This window comes from Pseudorhizobium endolithicum, assembly GCF_902153245.2.
GTDB classification, from domain to species: Bacteria; Pseudomonadota; Alphaproteobacteria; order Rhizobiales; family Rhizobiaceae; genus Neorhizobium; species Neorhizobium endolithicum.
Genome location: NZ_CABFWF030000001.1, coordinates 362,818 through 380,305 on the forward strand (window position 1 = coordinate 362,818; position 17,488 = coordinate 380,305).

General features: G+C 62.8%; 14 protein-coding genes. 8 read left to right on the forward strand and 6 right to left on the reverse strand.

Going from position 1 to position 17,488, the window contains the following annotated elements; all coding sequences use genetic code 11:
* Positions 1-94: 94 nt before the first annotated feature.
* The 3 genes from RTCK_RS01920 to RTCK_RS01930 all read right to left on the reverse strand — a co-directional run bounded on the left by RTCK_RS01920 (position 95) and on the right by RTCK_RS01930 (position 3,757).
* Entirely contained in the window at positions 95-1,351 is a 1,257-nt protein-coding gene (locus RTCK_RS01920; RefSeq protein WP_142591179.1) for a TCR/Tet family MFS transporter, read from the reverse strand.
* 213 nt (positions 1,352-1,564) lie between these two features.
* A complete protein-coding gene (ypfJ, locus tag RTCK_RS01925; protein ID WP_142591180.1) occupies positions 1,565-2,476 on the reverse strand; it encodes a KPN_02809 family neutral zinc metallopeptidase in 912 nt (303 codons plus the stop codon).
* Between the two features lie 63 nt (positions 2,477-2,539).
* The gene (locus RTCK_RS01930) at positions 2,540-3,757 is read right to left on the reverse strand and encodes an MFS transporter (protein WP_142591182.1); all 1,218 of its coding nucleotides are present in this window, start codon (positions 3,755-3,757) and stop codon (positions 2,540-2,542) included.
* 305 nt (positions 3,758-4,062) lie between these two features.
* Between RTCK_RS01930 and carB the strand changes: the two genes are divergently transcribed.
* A complete protein-coding gene (gene carB / locus RTCK_RS01935; protein WP_142591184.1) occupies positions 4,063-7,548 on the forward strand; it encodes a carbamoyl-phosphate synthase large subunit in 3,486 nt (1,161 codons plus the stop codon).
* 190 nt (positions 7,549-7,738) lie between these two features.
* Positions 7,739-8,398, forward strand: a complete 660-nt coding sequence (locus RTCK_RS01940; RefSeq protein WP_142591185.1) for a DUF6766 family protein — start codon at positions 7,739-7,741, stop codon at positions 8,396-8,398.
* A gap of 1 nt (position 8,399) precedes the next feature.
* Here RTCK_RS01940 and RTCK_RS01945 read toward each other — a convergent pair whose 3' ends face one another.
* A complete protein-coding gene (locus RTCK_RS01945; protein ID WP_142591187.1) occupies positions 8,400-9,890 on the reverse strand; it encodes a UdgX family uracil-DNA binding protein in 1,491 nt (496 codons plus the stop codon).
* Positions 9,890-11,122, reverse strand: a complete 1,233-nt coding sequence (locus RTCK_RS01950; protein ID WP_142591444.1) for a putative DNA modification/repair radical SAM protein — start codon at positions 11,120-11,122, stop codon at positions 9,890-9,892. Before RTCK_RS01950 ends, RTCK_RS01945 begins: the two co-directional genes overlap by 1 nt.
* A 231-nt stretch (positions 11,123-11,353) precedes the next feature.
* Between RTCK_RS01950 and greA the strand changes: the two genes are divergently transcribed.
* The 4 genes from greA to RTCK_RS01970 all read left to right on the forward strand — a co-directional run bounded on the left by greA (position 11,354) and on the right by RTCK_RS01970 (position 14,531).
* Positions 11,354-11,830: a transcription elongation factor GreA gene (gene greA, locus RTCK_RS01955; RefSeq protein ID WP_142520134.1), complete on the forward strand. Its 477-nt coding sequence runs from the start codon at positions 11,354-11,356 to the stop codon at positions 11,828-11,830.
* Positions 11,831-11,838: 8 nt separating this feature from the next.
* Positions 11,839-12,888, forward strand: a complete 1,050-nt coding sequence (locus RTCK_RS01960; protein WP_142591189.1) for a glycosyltransferase family 4 protein — start codon at positions 11,839-11,841, stop codon at positions 12,886-12,888.
* A gap of 61 nt (positions 12,889-12,949) precedes the next feature.
* Positions 12,950-13,750, forward strand: a complete 801-nt coding sequence (locus RTCK_RS01965) for a hypothetical protein (protein WP_142520132.1) — start codon at positions 12,950-12,952, stop codon at positions 13,748-13,750.
* A 46-nt stretch (positions 13,751-13,796) separates the two neighbouring features.
* On the forward strand, positions 13,797-14,531 hold the full coding sequence (locus tag RTCK_RS01970; protein ID WP_142520131.1) for a hypothetical protein: 735 nt from the start codon (positions 13,797-13,799) through the stop codon (positions 14,529-14,531).
* 22 nt (positions 14,532-14,553) lie between these two features.
* On the opposite strand, the gene RTCK_RS01975 is transcribed toward RTCK_RS01970, so the two are convergent.
* Entirely contained in the window at positions 14,554-15,021 is a 468-nt protein-coding gene (locus RTCK_RS01975) for an Lrp/AsnC family transcriptional regulator (protein ID WP_142520130.1), read from the reverse strand.
* Between the two features lie 232 nt (positions 15,022-15,253).
* On the opposite strand from RTCK_RS01975, the gene trxB reads away from it, so the two are divergent.
* Together trxB and RTCK_RS01985 are read left to right on the forward strand one after the other, a co-directional pair.
* Positions 15,254-16,228, forward strand: a complete 975-nt coding sequence (trxB, locus tag RTCK_RS01980) for a thioredoxin-disulfide reductase (protein WP_142520129.1) — start codon at positions 15,254-15,256, stop codon at positions 16,226-16,228.
* A gap of 9 nt (positions 16,229-16,237) precedes the next feature.
* A complete protein-coding gene (locus tag RTCK_RS01985) occupies positions 16,238-17,140 on the forward strand; it encodes a LysR family transcriptional regulator VtlR (RefSeq protein WP_142591191.1) in 903 nt (300 codons plus the stop codon).
* The last annotated feature ends 348 nt before the right edge of the window (positions 17,141-17,488 follow it).

Sequence of the window (17,488 nt, forward strand, 5' to 3'; positions counted from 1 at the left end):
CCGCTTGCGGGCATGGCGAGCGGCGATCCCGGAAGCTTTAGATCAGCCCCTGGCCACCGGCAAGCCAAGCCGGCGGCCCAGAAATATTTGTGGCCTATACTTCACCATAGGTGATGGTTGAGCTCTTGGCGGTTTCCCGGTCGGGGGTAATCCTGCGCGCCAGCACGAGGGCGGCCAGAAGGATGAATCCCGCTGCCAGGAGGTAAGCAGCACCCGCGAACTCGATGGGGGCGCCTTCTCCCGTAGAACTGCTGAACACCTGGGTGAAGATCAGCGGACCGATGATCGTCGTCAGGCTGGTGATGCTCGTCATCGCCCCCTGCAGTTCCCCCTGCGCGGACGGCGGGACCTTACCGGCAGCGATGCTTCGCAACGGCGGGTCCGCCACGTTCTCGATGGTCGTCAGGAGGATCACCGCGTAGACCATCCAGCCTTCCCAGGCGAGCGCGTAGCCGAGAAGGCCGATGCACGCGAAGCTCAGGCCCAGCAGGGCCGTCCGCCACTCGCCCAGCACCGGCACGATGCGTGGCAGGACGGTCGCCATCACCACCGCCGCACAGATGCCGAACAGGCCGAGCGAAAGGCCAATCTCTCCTTCGCTCCAGCCATAGCGATAGGCCGAGACGAACGCCCAGACAGAAGGGTAGACCGCATGTGCCAGCCAGTACAGGAACAGCACGGTCAGCACTGCGCCGATCCCCGGATAGTGGCGCATCTGCTTCAGCGCTCCCAGAGGATTGGCGCGCCGCCAGTCGAACCGCCGGCGATTGGCGGCGTCCAGCGTCTCGGGCAGCAGGAACCATGCAGCGACGAAGTTGACGAACGAAAGGGCCGCCGCGCCGAAGAACGGCACGCGGGGGCCGAACTCCCCGAGAAACCCGCCGATCACCGGCCCCACGGTAAAGCCGACGCCGAAGGCAATTCCGATCAGCCCGAAGTTCTTGGCCCGGTTCTCGTCGTTGCTGATATCGGCGATATAGGCCGAACAGGTCGCGAAGCTGCCGCCGCTGATGCCCGCGAGTACCCGGCCGAGGAACAGCATCCAGTAGCCGGTGGCGATCGCGCAGATGAAATTGTCGAGCGCAAAGGTAAGGACCGAGAGCAGCAGGATCGGCCGGCGGCCGAAGCGGTCGCTGAGGTTGCCGAGGAGCGGAGCGAACAGGAACTGCATCGCCGAGTAGATCAGCAGCAGCCAGCCGCCGTCCACCGCTGCGTCACTGACGCTGTCGCCGGTGAGTTCCTGAAGGAAGGCCGGAAGTACCGGCATGATGATCGCGATCCCGATGATATCGAGGAAGAGGATCATGAAGACGAGGAAAAGCCCCCGCCGGACGAATTTGGGATCAAGCATGGCGCGTCTCTCAACAAAATCCTCTCCGGAAAGACGAGCGGCTCGTCAGGCAGCCTACATAGCCGCCCGAGAAAAAGGAAACAATACGAGAACATTCAATGTTTTTGATGCTCCCGCCAAGAATGTTGATGATGTAACGGAACCTTCGCGGCACGAAGCCGGAACGGAGACAGGCCGCATGCGGAAGTCTGCATGCGGCCTCCTCCATGTCGGCTAGAGGTCGGCGGAGAAGGTATCGCAGGCGTTGACGTCGCCGCTTTCGAAGCCGCGGCGGAACCATTCCATCCGCTGCGCCGACGTACCATGGTTGAAGCTCTCGGGAACGACATAGCCCTGGCTGCGCTTCTGCAGCGTATCGTCGCCGATCTGCTGCGCCGCGTTGAGCGCCTCCTCCAGGTCACCCTGTTCGAGGATGCCTTTCTGGTCGGTGAACTTGCCCCACACGCCTGCGAAGCAATCCGCCTGCAGCTCGACGCGCACCGACATCTGGTTGGCCTCCACCTCGCTCATCCGCTGGCGCGCCTGGTTGAAGCGCGGCAAGACGCCGATCAGGTTCTGCACGTGATGGCCGACCTCATGGGCAATCACGTAAGCCTCCGCGAAATCGCCGGCGGCGCCGAACTGTCGGTCAAGTTCCTGGAAGAAGGCGGTATCGAGGTAGACCTTCTGATCGCCGGGGCAGTAGAAGGGCCCGGTAGCCGACGATGCGAAGCCGCAAGCCGACTGCACTTGTCCCGAGAAGAGAACGAGGGTCGGCTCCCGGTAGTCCTCGCCGCTCGCCTGGAAGATGCCGCTCCACGTATCTTCCGTTTCCGCCAGTACGGTTCGCACGAAGGCGGTCATCTCGTCGTTTGCGGGCGTCGAGGTGCCGGTCTGCTGCTGCTCGTAGCCGCCCCCATCGAGGCCCATGTCCCCGCCGGACAGGAGCGTCAGCGGGTTTATGCCGAGGACCCAGGAGATGATCAGGATCAGGATGATCCCGCCGATGCCGATGCCGCCCCCGGCCCGCCGCACGCCGCCGCGTCCGACGGGGATGCGCAGGCCGCCGCGGCCGAAGGGATTGCGCCCTCCCGCTCCGCGCCGGTCCTCGATATTGCTCGACTGGCGGCGACCTCTCCATTCCATCTGATGTTCTCCTCCGGGCTTTCTTAGGACGATACAACGCGGGGCGCGTGAAGACGATCCCTCTCACGCCACCCGCAAGGCCCGCTTTCCCGGAAGAAAGACGGTCAGCAGCCCGAGTGCCGGCAGGAAGGCGCAGATGGTATAGACGGTCGAGATACCGTGACGGTCCGCCAGCACCCCGAGCAGGGCGGCGGCTATTCCGCCCACGCCAAAGGCGATGCCGAAGAAGATGCCGGCGATCATGCCTACCCGTCCCGGCACCAGTTCCTGCGCCATGACGACGATGGCCGGGAAGGACGAGGCCATGAGGAAGCCGGTGATCGCCGAGAGCAGGATCGTCATCGGCAGGTTGGCATAGGGCATTGCGAGCGTGAAGGGCAGCACGCCGAGGATGGAGATCCAGATGACGACCTTGGAGCCGAACCGGTCGCCGACAGGTCCCCCGACGACGGTGCCGAGCGCCACCGCCCCCAGGAAGACGAACAGCATGATTTGGGACTGCTGCACGGACACGCCGAAGCGCTCGATCACGAAGAAGGTGTAGTAGCTGCTGATCGAGGCCATATAGGAATTCTTGGAGAAGGTCAGGATCGTCAGAACCACGAGCGCAATCACTACCGCGCGTCTAGGAAGACTGTGGGCGTGAAGTGCCTTCTTGCGTCCTTTGTTGGCCATCATGTGCGCCTTGTACCAGCGCGCGATCCAGGTCAGGACGACGATCCCGAGCAGAGCGATGCCGGAGAACCAGGCAACGCTGCCCTGCCCGTTCGGCACGATCAGGAAGGCCGCCAGCAGCGGCCCGATCGACTGACCGAAATTGCCGCCGACCTGGAACGTCGCCTGGGCGAAGCCGTAGCGCCCTCCGGCCGCCAGGCGCGCCACGCGGGAGGCTTCGGGATGGAAGACCGCCGACCCGATCCCGACAAGCCCTGCGGCAATGACCAGCATCCCGTACGACTGGGACCAGGCAAGCAGGATAAGCCCGATGAAGGTCGATCCCATGCCGACCGGCAGCGAATAGGGATAGGGCTTCCTGTCCGTGATGGTGCCGATGACGGGCTGCAGCAACGAAGCCGTGCACTGGAATGCGAGCGTCAGCATGCCGATCTGCCAGAAGTCGAGATTGAAGTCGGCTTTCAACATGGGGTAGATCGCCGAGATCATCGACTGCATGATGTCGTTGAGCATATGGCAGAAGCTCGCCGCGAGAATGATCGGCAGAACCGTCTTCTCCGGCGCGACATGCGGTTTGCCGATTGGCTTGGACGTGGCATCGGCCATGATGTCTCCTTTGAGCATATCGGCGGGCAATTTTCTGTGTGGTCGCAAACTGCTGGTCTATTCCGGCGCCGCCACCCTGTCCATGGCGATACATCGCAACCCGGTACGGCCCGGGGTGCATTTTTGTGCGCCCTCTCTGCTGCAGGACGCCGAATTCCTGTCGATTTCCAGATTCAGGGGTTCCGTTCATCAAGACATTTGCCTATAAGCCGCGTCTAGCCTCAAAAGACCATGCTCGCGCGCCCGGCCGGTGATCTCCCACCCTGGCCGGTTTTTCGCGCAGCCGGAAATAGCGGAAAGAGATCATGCCCAAGCGCCAAGATTTGAAATCGATCCTCATCATCGGCGCGGGTCCGATCGTTATCGGCCAGGCCTGCGAATTCGACTATTCCGGCACCCAGGCCTGCAAGGCCCTGAAGGAGGAAGGCTACCGCGTCATCCTCGTCAACTCCAACCCGGCGACGATCATGACCGATCCGGGTTTGGCCGACGCCACCTATGTCGAGCCGATCACGCCGGAGGTCGTCGCCAAGATCATCGCCAAGGAACGCCCGGACGCCCTGCTGCCGACCATGGGCGGGCAGACGGCCCTCAACACGGCGCTCTCCCTCAAGCGCATGGGCGTGCTCGACCGCTACAATGTCGAGATGATCGGGGCGAAGCCCGCGGCGATCGACAAGGCCGAGGACCGCGCCCTCTTCCGCGAGGCGATGGCCAAGATCGGGCTGGAGACACCGCGCTCCATGCTCGCCAACGCCACCGACATCAAGGATGCCGACCGCAAGGCGCACGAGGCCGAACGCGCCAAGCTGCGCGAGACCTTGTCCGGCGCCGAACTCGACAAGGCGCTCGACGAGCTCGAGAACCAGTGGAACCTCGGCGAAACCGACCGCAAGCAACGCTACATGAGCCACGCCATGGCGATTGCCGCGCAGGCGCTGGACGTTGTGGGCCTTCCCGCCATCATCCGTCCGTCCTTCACGCTCGGCGGCACCGGCGGCGGCATCGCCTACAATCGCTCCGAGTTCTTCGAGATCGTTTCGGGCGGGCTCGATGCTTCCCCCACGACCGAAGTACTGATCGAGGAGTCGGTGCTCGGCTGGAAGGAATACGAGATGGAGGTGATCCGCGACAAGGCGGACAACTGCATCATCATCTGCTCCATCGAGAACATCGATCCGATGGGCGTCCACACCGGCGATTCCATCACGGTCGCGCCGGCGCTGACGCTGACGGACAAGGAATACCAGATGATGCGCAACGCCTCGATCGCGGTGCTGCGCGAGATCGGCGTCGAGACGGGCGGCTCCAACGTCCAGTTCGCCGTCAACCCGAAGGACGGCCGCCTCGTCGTCATCGAGATGAACCCGCGCGTATCCCGCTCGTCCGCACTCGCATCGAAGGCGACCGGCTTCCCGATCGCCAAGGTCGCCGCCAAGCTCGCCGTCGGCTACACGCTGGACGAACTGGAAAACGATATCACCGGTGGCGCGACACCTGCCTCCTTTGAGCCGTCGATCGACTACGTCGTCACCAAGATCCCGCGCTTCGCCTTCGAAAAATTCCCGGGCGCCGAGCCGACCCTGACCACCGCGATGAAGTCGGTCGGCGAGGTCATGGCGATCGGCCGTACCTTCGCAGAATCCCTGCAGAAGGCGCTGCGCGGCCTCGAAACGGGGCTGACCGGCCTCGACGAAATCGAGATCCCCGGCCTTGAGGACGGCGAGAACGCCAACAATGCCATCCGCGCCGCGATCGGCACCCCGACGCCGGACCGGCTGCGCATGGTCGTCCAGGCGCTGCGCATGGGCATGTCGGAAGCCGATGTCCACGAGGGCTGCAAGATCGACCCCTGGTTCATCAGCCAGTTCAAGGCGATCGTCGACATGGAGGCCCGCATCCGCGAGCACGGCCTGCCGACCGACGCCGAGAACCTGCGCATGCTGAAGGCCATGGGCTTTTCCGATGCGCGCCTCGCCAGCCTCTCCGGCAAGCGGCCCAAGGAAGTCGCCGAACTGCGCAACGGCCTGAACGTCCGCCCGGTCTTCAAGCGCATCGACACCTGCGCTGCCGAATTCGCGTCGCCGACGGCCTACATGTACTCGACCTACGAGACGCCGTTCGTCGGTGCCCTTCGCTCGGAAGCCGAAGTGTCGACCGCCAAGAAGGTCGTCATCCTCGGCGGCGGCCCGAACCGTATCGGCCAGGGTATCGAGTTCGATTATTGCTGCTGCCACGCTGCCTTCGCGCTGAAGGATGCCGGCTATGAAGCGATCATGATCAACTGCAACCCGGAAACCGTGTCGACCGACTACGACACCTCCGACCGCCTGTATTTCGAGCCGCTCACGGCAGAAGACGTGATCGAGATCCTGCGCGCGGAACAGGAAAAAGGTGAAGTCGTCGGCGTGATCGTCCAATTCGGCGGCCAGACGCCACTGAAGCTCGCCGAGGCGTTGGAAAAGAACGGCATCCCGATCCTCGGCACCGCGCCGGACATGATCGACCTCGCCGAAGACCGCGACCGGTTCCAGAAGCTTCTCATGAAGCTCGACCTCAACCAGCCGAACAACGGCATCGCGTACTCGGTCGAGCAGGCGCGCCTCGTCGCGGCCGAGATCGGTTTCCCGCTGGTCGTGCGCCCGTCCTACGTTCTCGGCGGCCGGGCGATGCAGATCATCCATTCGGAATCCATGCTGCAGACCTATCTGCTCGACACGGTTCCGGGCCTCGTGCCGGAAGACATCAAGCAGCGCTACCCGAACGACAAGACCGGCCAGATCAACACCCTGCTCGGCAAGAACCCGCTGCTCTTCGACAGCTACCTGACCAACGCCGTGGAAGTGGACGTAGACGCGCTCTGCGACGGCACGGACGTCTTCGTCTCCGGCATCATGGAGCATATCGAGGAAGCCGGTATCCACTCGGGCGACTCCGCCTGCTCGCTGCCCACTCGCTCGCTGTCGAAGGAGACGGTCGACGAGCTGGAGCGCCAGACGACGGCACTCGCCAAGGCGCTGAATGTCGGCGGCCTGATGAACGTGCAGTACGCCATCAAGGACGGCACGATCTATGTGCTGGAGGTCAATCCCCGCGCTTCGCGTACTGTGCCGTTCGTGGCGAAAACCATCGGCGCTCCGATCGCCAAGATCGCCGCCCGCATCATGGCAGGCGAGACGCTCGATGCGGCAATCACCGCCTATGGCGCCAGGCCCGACCCGCGCAACCTGAAGCACATCGCCGTCAAGGAAGCCGTCTTCCCCTTCGCCCGCTTCCCCGGCGTCGATATCCTGCTCGGACCTGAAATGCGCTCGACCGGCGAAGTCATCGGCCTCGATACCGATTTCGCCTTGGCCTTCGCCAAGTCGCAACTGGGTGCGGGCGTCGAACTCCCCCGGGAAGGCACGGTGTTCGTGTCCGTCCGCGATGAAGACAAGCAGCGGGTCCTGCCGGCAATCCGCATCCTGACCGAAATCGGCTTCAAGGTCCTCGCCACCGGCGGCACCCAGCGCTTCCTTGCCGAACAGGGCATTGCCGCGACGAAGATCAACAAGGTTCTGGAAGGCCGTCCGCACATCGAGGATGCGATCCGCAACCGGCAGGTCCAGCTCGTCATCAACACGACGGACGGCAACAAGGCGATCTCGGATTCGAAGTCGCTGCGCCGCGCGACGCTGATGCAGAAGGTCCCCTACTACACGACCATGGCCGGTGCCGAAGCCGCCGCCATGGCGATCCGGGCGCTCAAGGCCGGAAATCTCGAGGTTCGGCCGCTGCAGAGTTATTTCTGAGCCGCTGCCGGAAACCCGCGCCTGCATCAAGGGAGGCCCGCACCCGCGGCGCCTCCCTTCATGTTTGGAACGTACCGGAACGGACGACTTGACCTCCGGCGGAACTGACGGCCCGCGGAAACGTTCCAGAGCCCACCACCACCGGTCATCACGAGCCGGTGAGGTCACGGCTTCACAGCGGGTTTCGAACATGACCTTCTTGCGCAACAACGGTCTCAGCATCGCCCTTCTCCTGGCAACGCTCCTCACGCTCATAGGCATGCTCTTCAGCGGCTGGCACGTCGGCCAGGAGGAAGCCTTGCAGCACGGCGACCTCCCACCCCCTCTTTGGGAATATGCAACCTCGGGCGATTTCCTGTCCGCCCTCTTCGAAAACTGGGAAAGCGAATTCCTGCAGATGGCCATGTATGTCTGCCTGACCGCCTTTCTCTACCAGAAAGGCTCGGCGGAATCGAAGGATCCGGAAACACCGCATGAGGAGGTCGATGAGGATCCGGTACTCCATAAAGACGACCCGGAAGCCCCGTGGCCCGTGCGGCAGGGGCCAGTGATCCGCGGCCTCTATTCCTATTCGCTCGGCATCGTCCTCGCCCTGCTCTTCGTCGCCTCCTTCATCCTCCACCTCGTCAACAGCGCAGCGGCTGCCAGCGAGGAGGCCGTGCGCCACAATCAGCCGGCGACGACCGTGGCCGAGCATCTCGTTTCGGCGCAGTTCTGGTTCGAATCCTTCCAGAACTGGCAGTCCGAGTTTCTGTCGACCCTCGTTCTGGTCGTCCTGTCGATCTTCCTGCGCTTCCGGGGGTCGCCGGAATCGAAGCCTGTCGCCGCCAGCTATGGAAAGACCGGCTAGCTCACGGAGAGGGTGAGCTTGCTGAATCGATTGATGCGAAACTCGCGACAAGCCGTTGAATGGATTCCATATCCTTTTGGAAGCGCCTGAGCTCCGCCGCTTTGCGCGCAGCATCCGGAATCCGGAGAAGATAGGAGGGATGCACCGTCACGAACAGCGTCCGCCCGTCCGGAAAGGGAAGTGGTCGGCTGCGCACGTCCTCGATCCGCTCCTTCTGATCGGTCAGGGAATAGAGCGCCGTCGCGCCCATTGCTACGATCAGCTTCGGCTTCACCAGCTCGATCTCCCGGGTCAGCCACCAGCGGCACTGCTGGATCTCGCTCTGGTTCGGCTTCTGGTGGATGCGTCGCTTGCCGCGCGGCTCATACTTGAAGTGCTTGACGGCATTGGTCACGTAGAGCGCTTGGCGGTCAAGCCCTGCGTGACGGATCGCCTCGTTAAACACTTGTCCCGCGGGACCTACAAACGGCACGCCCGCTAGGTCCTCCTGATCGCCCGGCTGCTCGCCGACGATCATGACCTTCGCCTCCGCCGGCCCCTCCCCGAACACCGTCTGCGTGGCCCGGCAATGCAGGTCGCAGCGTGTGCAATGGCGCGCTTCCTCCTTCAGCGCCGCGAGCGTTCCCGCCGACAAAGGTTCCGGCTGCGGCTGACGTGCGGCAACCGCCTGGAGCCGGTGATGGAACGGTTGCGGCTCGCTGGCGGCCCGCTCCGCCATCTGCAAGACGCTTGATTCCGCCCCGGCGATCAGTTGCGGAATGAGCTCGGCTTCCGGCAGGTTCCTCCAGTATTTCTTCGGCATCTCCGCCGTCATGGCCTTCACCTTCAACCGCGCCGGGTTGAAGATCGAGGCATAGTAGGTCCGCCAGAGATCGTCGGTGTCATCCTGGAGATCAGGCTTTTCCGCCGGCTCCTCCGTCGTCCGCAGCGTCCGGCCGTCCCAGGAGGCGGATCCCTTCGGCGTGGCGATCAGCCAGTCCATGTCGTTGAACCGGCGCTGGAAGAAGGGTGCTACCCGCTCGACAATGTAATGATCCGGCTCGAACCAGGCCACGAACTGCCGGCGCGCCGCCGTATCGGGTGGCAACCGCAGTTCCTTGAAGCGCACAAAGGCCGTCATCTTGTGATAGTCGCGCCCCACCGACTTCGCCATCTGCCGTGCCGCCACGACATCCGCATCGGCGGCCATCGAAAGCAGCTGGCGATTGCGGCTCAGCCGGAAAAGGAGCCGGTAGAGCAGCGAAAACCGCGCCGGATCGCTGTGGCAGACCACGGTAGCGGCGAGCTTCAGGAAATCGGAAGAAACGGTGATGGAACCGTCGTGAGGCAATGCCGGCGGAAGATCGGCGGGCGCTGCTGCGAAAAGGCTTCTTTCCTGCTCCAAGGTGCGCCAGAGGATCTGCTCCGGCCGCACCCCACCCTGCAGCAGTGCCCGCGCAGCATCCCGCCACTCCTCCAGATCTCCCCTGCCCTTCAACGTGATCGTGTACATCAAAGCAGCGACAGTTGTTCCGGCTTCGGCTCGAACATCGCCCGCAGGTCCGGCCGGTCAACCAGCCGGTGCGGCGTCCACCCTTCCGCCGTGATGAACGGCTGAACCTTGCGCAACGACACACCGAGCCGCTTCAGGTCGTCGAGCCGGAGCCGGGAGAAGCGGCGCGCCGCGATGATCGCCTTTACCGTCTTGGTGCCGAGCCCCGGCACCCGAAGCAGCATTTCCCGCTCCGCCCGGTTGATGTCCACGGGAAACCGCTCCCGATGCCGGAGCGCCCAGGCAAGCTTCGGGTCAAGGTCCAGATCGAGCATTCCGTCCGGCCGCGCCGACGTAATCTCGCCGATCTCGAAGCCGTAGAAGCGGTAAAGCCAATCCGCCTGGTAGAGCCGATGCTCACGCATCAGCGGCGGCTTGATGAGCGGCAGGTTCTTCGACGAATCTGGGATCGGGCTGAAGGCCGAATAGTAGACGCGCTTGAGGCCGTAGCTGCCATAGAGGCGTGCGCTCGTGCCGAGGATGGTCGCGTCATTGGCTCCGTCCGCGCCGACGATCATCTGCGTGCTCTGGCCGGCCGGCGCGAACCTCCGCACCCGCTTCGTCTGCATGGTCGGCTCGCTCATCTCCTCGATCTTGAGGCGCAACTCCCCCATCGACCGGCGGATGCTGTCCGGCCGCTTTTCAGGCGCATAGCGGGTGATGCCGGCATCGGTCGGCAGTTCGATGTTGAGCGACAGGCGGTCAGCGTAAAGCCCCGCCTCCTCGATGAGATGCGGCGACGCTTCGGGAATCGACTTGAGATGGATATAGCCGCGGAAGTTATGGGTGGTGCGCAACTCCCGCGCGATCCGCACCATTTCCTCCATCGTGTGGTCGGAGGAGCGGATGATGCCGGAGGACAGGAAAAGGCCCTCGATATAGTTGCGGCGGTAAAATTCCAGCGTCAGCCAGATCACCTCCTCCACCGAAAAACGCGCTCGTTCGACATTGCTGGAAGATCGGTTGATGCAATAGGCGCAGTCGTAGATACAGAAGTTCGTGAGCAGGATCTTCAGGAGCGAGATGCACCGCCCGTCCGGGGCATATGCATGACAGATGCCGGAGCCTTCGGTAGAGCCGAGGCCTCCCGACGCGCCGGAATGGCGGCGGGCGGTACCGCTCGAGGCGCAGGACGCATCGTATTTCGCAGCATCGGACAGGATGGCCAGGCGTTCTTTGAGCGACTTCTTCATTAGCTTGTTCACTATATGTTCCGGCTCCGCCAGTCAACCATTCGCGTGTCGACGAAGAGAACGGTGTTGAAACCGGCCCTGCCGCGCCTATTTCGAAAATGCTGGAAATCGCAGATCGTCCTCTGCTATAGTTCCCGAAATTTAGCTGTGTGGATGGTTCCGAAGTTTCACTCCGGAACCTGTTTCTTTTTGTGGCCGCGCCCGGCGCGTCCACTCGCGAAGGACAAGGAAATGGTCGAAAAGGTACCGATGACGCAGAACGGCTTCAACCAGTTGCAGGAGGAACTGCGCTGGCGCCAACAGGAGGAGCGTCCCCGCATCATCGAGGCGATCGCCGAGGCGCGCGCCCATGGCGACCTTTCGGAAAACGCCGAATACCATGCGGCCAAGGAAGCCCAGAGCCACAACGAGGGCCGCATCACCGAGCTCGAGGACCTGATCGCCCGCGCCGAGGTCATCGACCTGTCGAAGATGTCCGGCTCCAAGATCAAGTTCGGCGCCACCGTCAAGCTTGTCGACGAGGATACCGACGAGGAGAAGACCTACCAGATCGTCGGCGACCAAGAAGCCGACGTGAAGGCGGGCCGCATCTCCGTCTCCTCCCCCATCGCCCGTGCCATGATCGGCAAGGAGGTCGGCGATTCGATCGAGGTGAACGCACCCGGGGGCGCCAAGGGCTACGAGATCCTCTCCGTCAGCTGGGGCTGACGGCCCCATTGGTGTCCCTGCGCCACATCACCGTGATTGCGCCGCACTTCAAGCGGCGCCTTTCCGGCGTGACTTCGACTGTCGTGCAACTCGTCCCCGAACAGGTGCGGCTCGGCCGCGGCATCGTTACCCTCGGCCCCGGCCTTCCCGACCACCTGCCGAAGATGCTATGGAGGCAGCTTCCCGCGCTCTGGCGGCGGCCCGAGCAAGCCCGCTGGCGGGTCTGGCCTGCCCGCCGTAACACTGAGATGTTGCCCGGCATCCTGATGCGGTCCGTGCTGCGCATGCCGCTGAAGCTCCTGTTCACCTCGGCCGCACAGCGCAAGCATTCGCGGTACACGAAATGGCTGATCCGCAACATGGATGCGGTGGTGGCGACGAGCGCGCGCTCCGGCTCCTTCCTGGAAGTGCCGCACACGGTGATCCGCCATGGAATCGATCTCGAGGTCTTCCATCCTCCTCGATCAGCGGACGATGCGATGGCCGCGACCGGATTGCCCGGACGGTACCTGATCGGCTGCTTCGGGCGCGTCCGCCATCAGAAGGGAACGGACCTTTTCGTCCGCGCCATGATCGAACTCCTGCCGCAGCATCCGGACTGGACGGCAGTTGTCTGCGGCCGCGTTACCGCCGAGCACCACGCCTTCGGGGAAGAATTGAAGGCTGCCGTCGCGGCTGCCGGCCTGTCCGACCGTATCCGGTTTCTGGGCGAGGTCGACGACATCAAGCCCTGGTACCGCCGCCTGACGCTCTACGTCGCCCCCTCCCGCAACGAGGGCTTCGGGCTCACCCCTCTGGAAGCCATGGCCTCCCAGACCGCCGTGGTCGCAAGCGATGCCGGTGCCTATTCCGAGCAGATCGCTATTGGCGAGACGGGTGCGGTCGTCCCCGCCGGAAACTACGAGGCCCTGCGCGACGCGATACGTCCCTACCTGGCAAATCCCCGCCTGGCACAAGAGCATGGCCGCAAGGGGCTGGAGCACGTGCAGGCAAACTTCGCCCTTCGCCGGGAGGCTGAGGCGCTGGAGGAGGTTTACAGTGCGATGATCAGTCTCTAACCCCACCGGCTGAGTGATCCTGCCACTCGTTTCTGTCTCTGTTTGCTGGTATCGGCACCCCATGAACACTTCCAAATCCAACGACCTCGTCAACGTGATCTGCATGAAGTGGGGAACCCTGTACGGCCCGGAATACGTCAATAACCTGTTCCATGGCGTAACTCGGCACCTGCGGCGCCCGCATCGTTTCATCTGCTTTACCGATGATGGCTCCGGTCTGGAGACGGACATAGAAGTGCAGCCCCTGCCAATCTTGAAGATGCGGCTGGGAGAGACGGACCTCCGCTGGCGGAAACTCTCTGTCCTGGCCGTCGATCTCGCAGGCTTGAAGGGTCCCACCCTCTTCCTCGACCTGGATCTTGTCGTCATCGACTCCCTTGATCCGTTCTTCGATCTGGAGGGACGCTTCTTCATCATTCGCGACGATGACCTGTTCAGGTCCAAGCCGTTGAGAAAGGTCAACCCTTCTCGCGATCGCTTTCTGGCAATGGTCGGAAACAGCTCCGTCTTTCGCTTCGAGTTCGGGAGCCATGCGGATATTCTGGAAGACTACCTGGCCGATCCGGAGAAGGCGGCACAGGATTTCGAACATGAGCAACAATTCCTGAGCGATCGCATCTTCAAGGCGGGACAACTGAGATACTGGCCGGCGGAATGGTGCGTCAGCTTCAAGAATGCCTGCGTCCCGCGCTATCTGAAGAGCTTCCTTGCCGATCCTTCGCCACCCGCGGGCGCGCGCATCATCGTCTTCGCCGGCAATCCGAAGATGAGCGACGTGTTGGCCGGAGGCGGTCAGAAATGGTACCGGCGGATTGGAAACGTGGACTGGCTAAAGCGGGCCTGGCGGACAGGACAGGTATGACGCTAGAACGACAGAGATGGATGGCTGTGGGCAATGAGCACGTGTGATGCCGAGAAAAAAGACCAAATTTGAAAACTTCTTCTCATTCACCCGGCACCAGCGCCGATGGGGCGGACGCAAGCATTCAGAACTTCCTGACGACCTCGAAGGTCTGAAGACGATACTGGTCGAGACGGACGCCAGGCCGGCCGAGATGGGCCAGATCAAGTCGCTCGACAAGCACGTGGAAAACCTGCGCATTCAATTCTCGGGCAAGCCGGAACTTCTCTTCCACCATGCTAAGCTGATTGTCCTCGTCCGGCGGGAATTCGATACGAAGGAGAACTACAAGCGCTTCCGGGGTCTCTGGGATCAGGAGAGTGCCTTCCTCCGCAAGCAGTCCGATCTCCGATGGCTGATATCGGCCGCGGACACCTTTGCCGACCACGACGAGGATCCCCTCACGCGGTCCATCGCGATGATGACGTCGCTGCTGGTCAATACGATCAAGGTCTGCGAGACCGACCGTTTCATCCGCGGTTGCGAGACTGCCCCCGTGATCGGTGAACGTATCGAACGGATCAACAACGGCCATCGCGCGCTCTTCGACGGCATTACCTTCATCAATGTCGGGATCGACGACACCCTTCGTAACATGCGCTGGAGACTGGAGTCCTATTTTCGCCATGGGCCTGCCGGAGAGATCGCGGCAGAGGTGTTCGCCCGCCTTCAGGAGCATGATACGGCCTATGGCCGGTTACGCGCGCTTCACCACCGGGAACGAAACAACTGGTGGGACTGACGTTACCGGAGAGGACGACGTCTCACACCTCCACCAGCCCCAACTGCTTCACCTGCCGGATCGTCAGCATGGTGCGGACGGTATCGACGTGTTCGTCGGCGGTCAGCACTTCGATCACGAAGTTCTGGAACACGGTCAGGTTCTCCGCCGTGCAGCGCAGCAGGAAATCGCTGTCGCCGGAAACCATCCATGCCTCGCGCACGATCGGCCAGGCTTCCACCCGCTTCGCGAACGACTTCAGGTCGGCGTCGGACTGGCGCCTCAGGCCCACCATGCAGAAGGCCACGAGGTCGAAGCCGAGCTTCGGGCCGTTGAGAAGAGCGTGGTAGCCCTCGATGATGCCGGCCTCTTCGAGCTTGCGCACGCGGCGCAGGCATGGCGGCGCCGAGATGCCGACCCGTTCGGCAAGCTCCACATTGGTCATCCGGCCGTCGCGCTGCAACTCGCGAAGTATCTTGATGTCTATTGCGTCCAGGTCGGCGCGAAGCACGGGCATCCCCTTCGTTTTCCCGAAGCTTTTAGCCGAAAGTGGATTGGACGCAAGGATCGGGCGCGGCATATTTCCCGTGCCGTGCCAACTGATCTGTTGTTAACGCAAGGCTGCCCTTGATGTAGCGCATGGATCATCCTTAAATGACGCGGCACAGGCGGCAGATCGCCATCCGCTTCTTATATGAGAGACGCGCGAGCGCGCGACGATCGGCCCGCTGAAAGGAAAGTCAATGTCAGCCCGTCATACCGAAGTCCTCATCATCGGTTCCGGCCCCGCCGGTTATACCGCCGCCATCTATGCTGCCCGCGCCATGCTGAAGCCGGTGCTGATCGCGGGCATGGAACAGGGCGGCCAGTTGATGATCACCACGGATGTCGAGAACTATCCGGGCTTCGCCGATCCGATTCAGGGACCCTGGCTGATGGAGCAGATGCTCAACCAGGCCGTCCATGTCGGGGCGGAGATCGTCAATGATCTGGTCACCGAGGTCGAGCTTTCCCGCCGGCCCTTCACGATCAGGACCGATTCCGGCGCCGTCTGGACGGCGGACACCCTTGTCATCGCAACGGGCGCCAAGGCGAAGTGGCTCGGCATCGAGAGCGAGCAGCGCTTCCAGGGCTTCGGCGTCTCGGCCTGCGCCACCTGCGACGGCTTCTTCTACCGCAACAAGGACGTGATCGTGGTCGGCGGCGGCAATTCCGCCGTCGAGGAAGCCCTCTACCTGTCCAACATCGCCAAGTCCGTCACCGTGGTGCACCGCCGCGACAGCTTCCGTTCGGAAAAGATCCTGCAGGAACGCCTCTTCCAGCGGCCGAACGTCAAGGTGCTGTGGAATACGGAGATCGCGGAGATCACCGGGGAACCGGCAAAGCCGCCGATGCCGCCGTCCGTCAACGGCGTACGCCTGCGCGACACGCGCACAGGGGTGGTGAGCGAACAGACGATCGACGGCGTGTTCATCGCGATCGGCCATGCACCGGCAACCGAACTTTTCAGGGACAAGCTCAAGATGAAGCCAAACGGCTATCTCTGGACGGCGCCCGATTCGACCGCCACCAGCCTTCCCGGCGTCTTTGCGGCTGGCGACGTTACCGACGATACATTCCGGCAGGCGATCACCGCCGCCGGCATGGGATGCATGGCGGCCCTCGAAGCCGAGCGCTACCTCGCCGGCATCCAGCCGATCGTTCAGGCTGCGGAGTGATGGGTTAGCATGGGGGTACCTCTCGACTGGGACAAGTTGCGAATTTTCCACGCGGCCGCGGAGGCGGGTTCGTTCACCCATGCGGCCGACAAGCTGCATCTGTCCCAGTCGGCCATCAGCCGGCAGGTCAGCGCACTGGAGCAGGATGTCGGCGTAAAACTCTTCCACCGGCACGCCCGCGGCCTGATCCTGACGGAACAGGGCGAACTCCTGTACCGGACGGCCCATGACGTGCTGCTGAAACTGGAAACGGTCAAGGTCCAACTGACGGAGACCACGGAAAAGCCTTCCGGCAAGCTCCGCGTCACGACGACTGTCGGCCTAGGCCAGGGCTGGCTGACCGACAAGGTGCAGGAATTCCTCCAGCTCTACCCGGAGATGTCGATCCAGTTGATCCTCGACAACGAGGAACTGGACGTCAACATGCGCCATGCCGACTGCGCCATCCGCCTTCGCCAGCCGCAGCAGTCGGACCTGATCCAGCGCAAGCTGTTCACGGTGCACATGCACGTCTATGCAGCGCCCTCCTACATCAACCGCTTCGGCGAGCCCCATACGATCGAAGACCTCGACGATCACAGGGTCATCACCTTCGGCGAGCCGGCACCCAACTACCTGCTCGACGTGAACTGGCTGGAAACGGCTGGGCGATCTTCGGACAATCCGCGCGCGCCGCATCTGCAGATCAACAGCCAGACATCCATCAAGCGCGCCTGCCTTCTCGGCATCGGCATCGCCGTGCTGCCGGACTATATCGTCGGCCGCGATCCGGGCCTCATCCAGTTGCCGCTTTCAGCCGACATCCCTTCCTTCGACACGTATTTCTGCTACCCCGACGAGATGAAGAACGCCGCGAAGCTGAAGGTCTTCCGCGATTTCATCGTGGCCAAGGCGCGGAACTGGAATTTCTGACGCATCCGTGCCGAGAAATCTGCATCGGCCAAGGGGTGCGCCATCTGCATGGCTGTCCTGCACATTTATGCATTGTTCGCTGCACAAAAAACCACCATATCGCACACAGCTGATGCACATGGTGGCTTTCCTCCCAGTTCCACCGCAGCAGCTGTTCCCCTCTGGAGGTTTTTTGACCTTCACACTTATAGGGCCCTGGAGCGATCCGGTGGCCCTCTTTTTTTGCCTTTCATCAAAGCCGGCTGCCCCCTTGCCGGCGAGCAACCTCTTCCCATATTGCGCCCGGTTGGCTGCTGACGGCGACTCCCGGTTGCCTTGCCAGCTGTTCCCCTCTGGAGGTTCAACCTT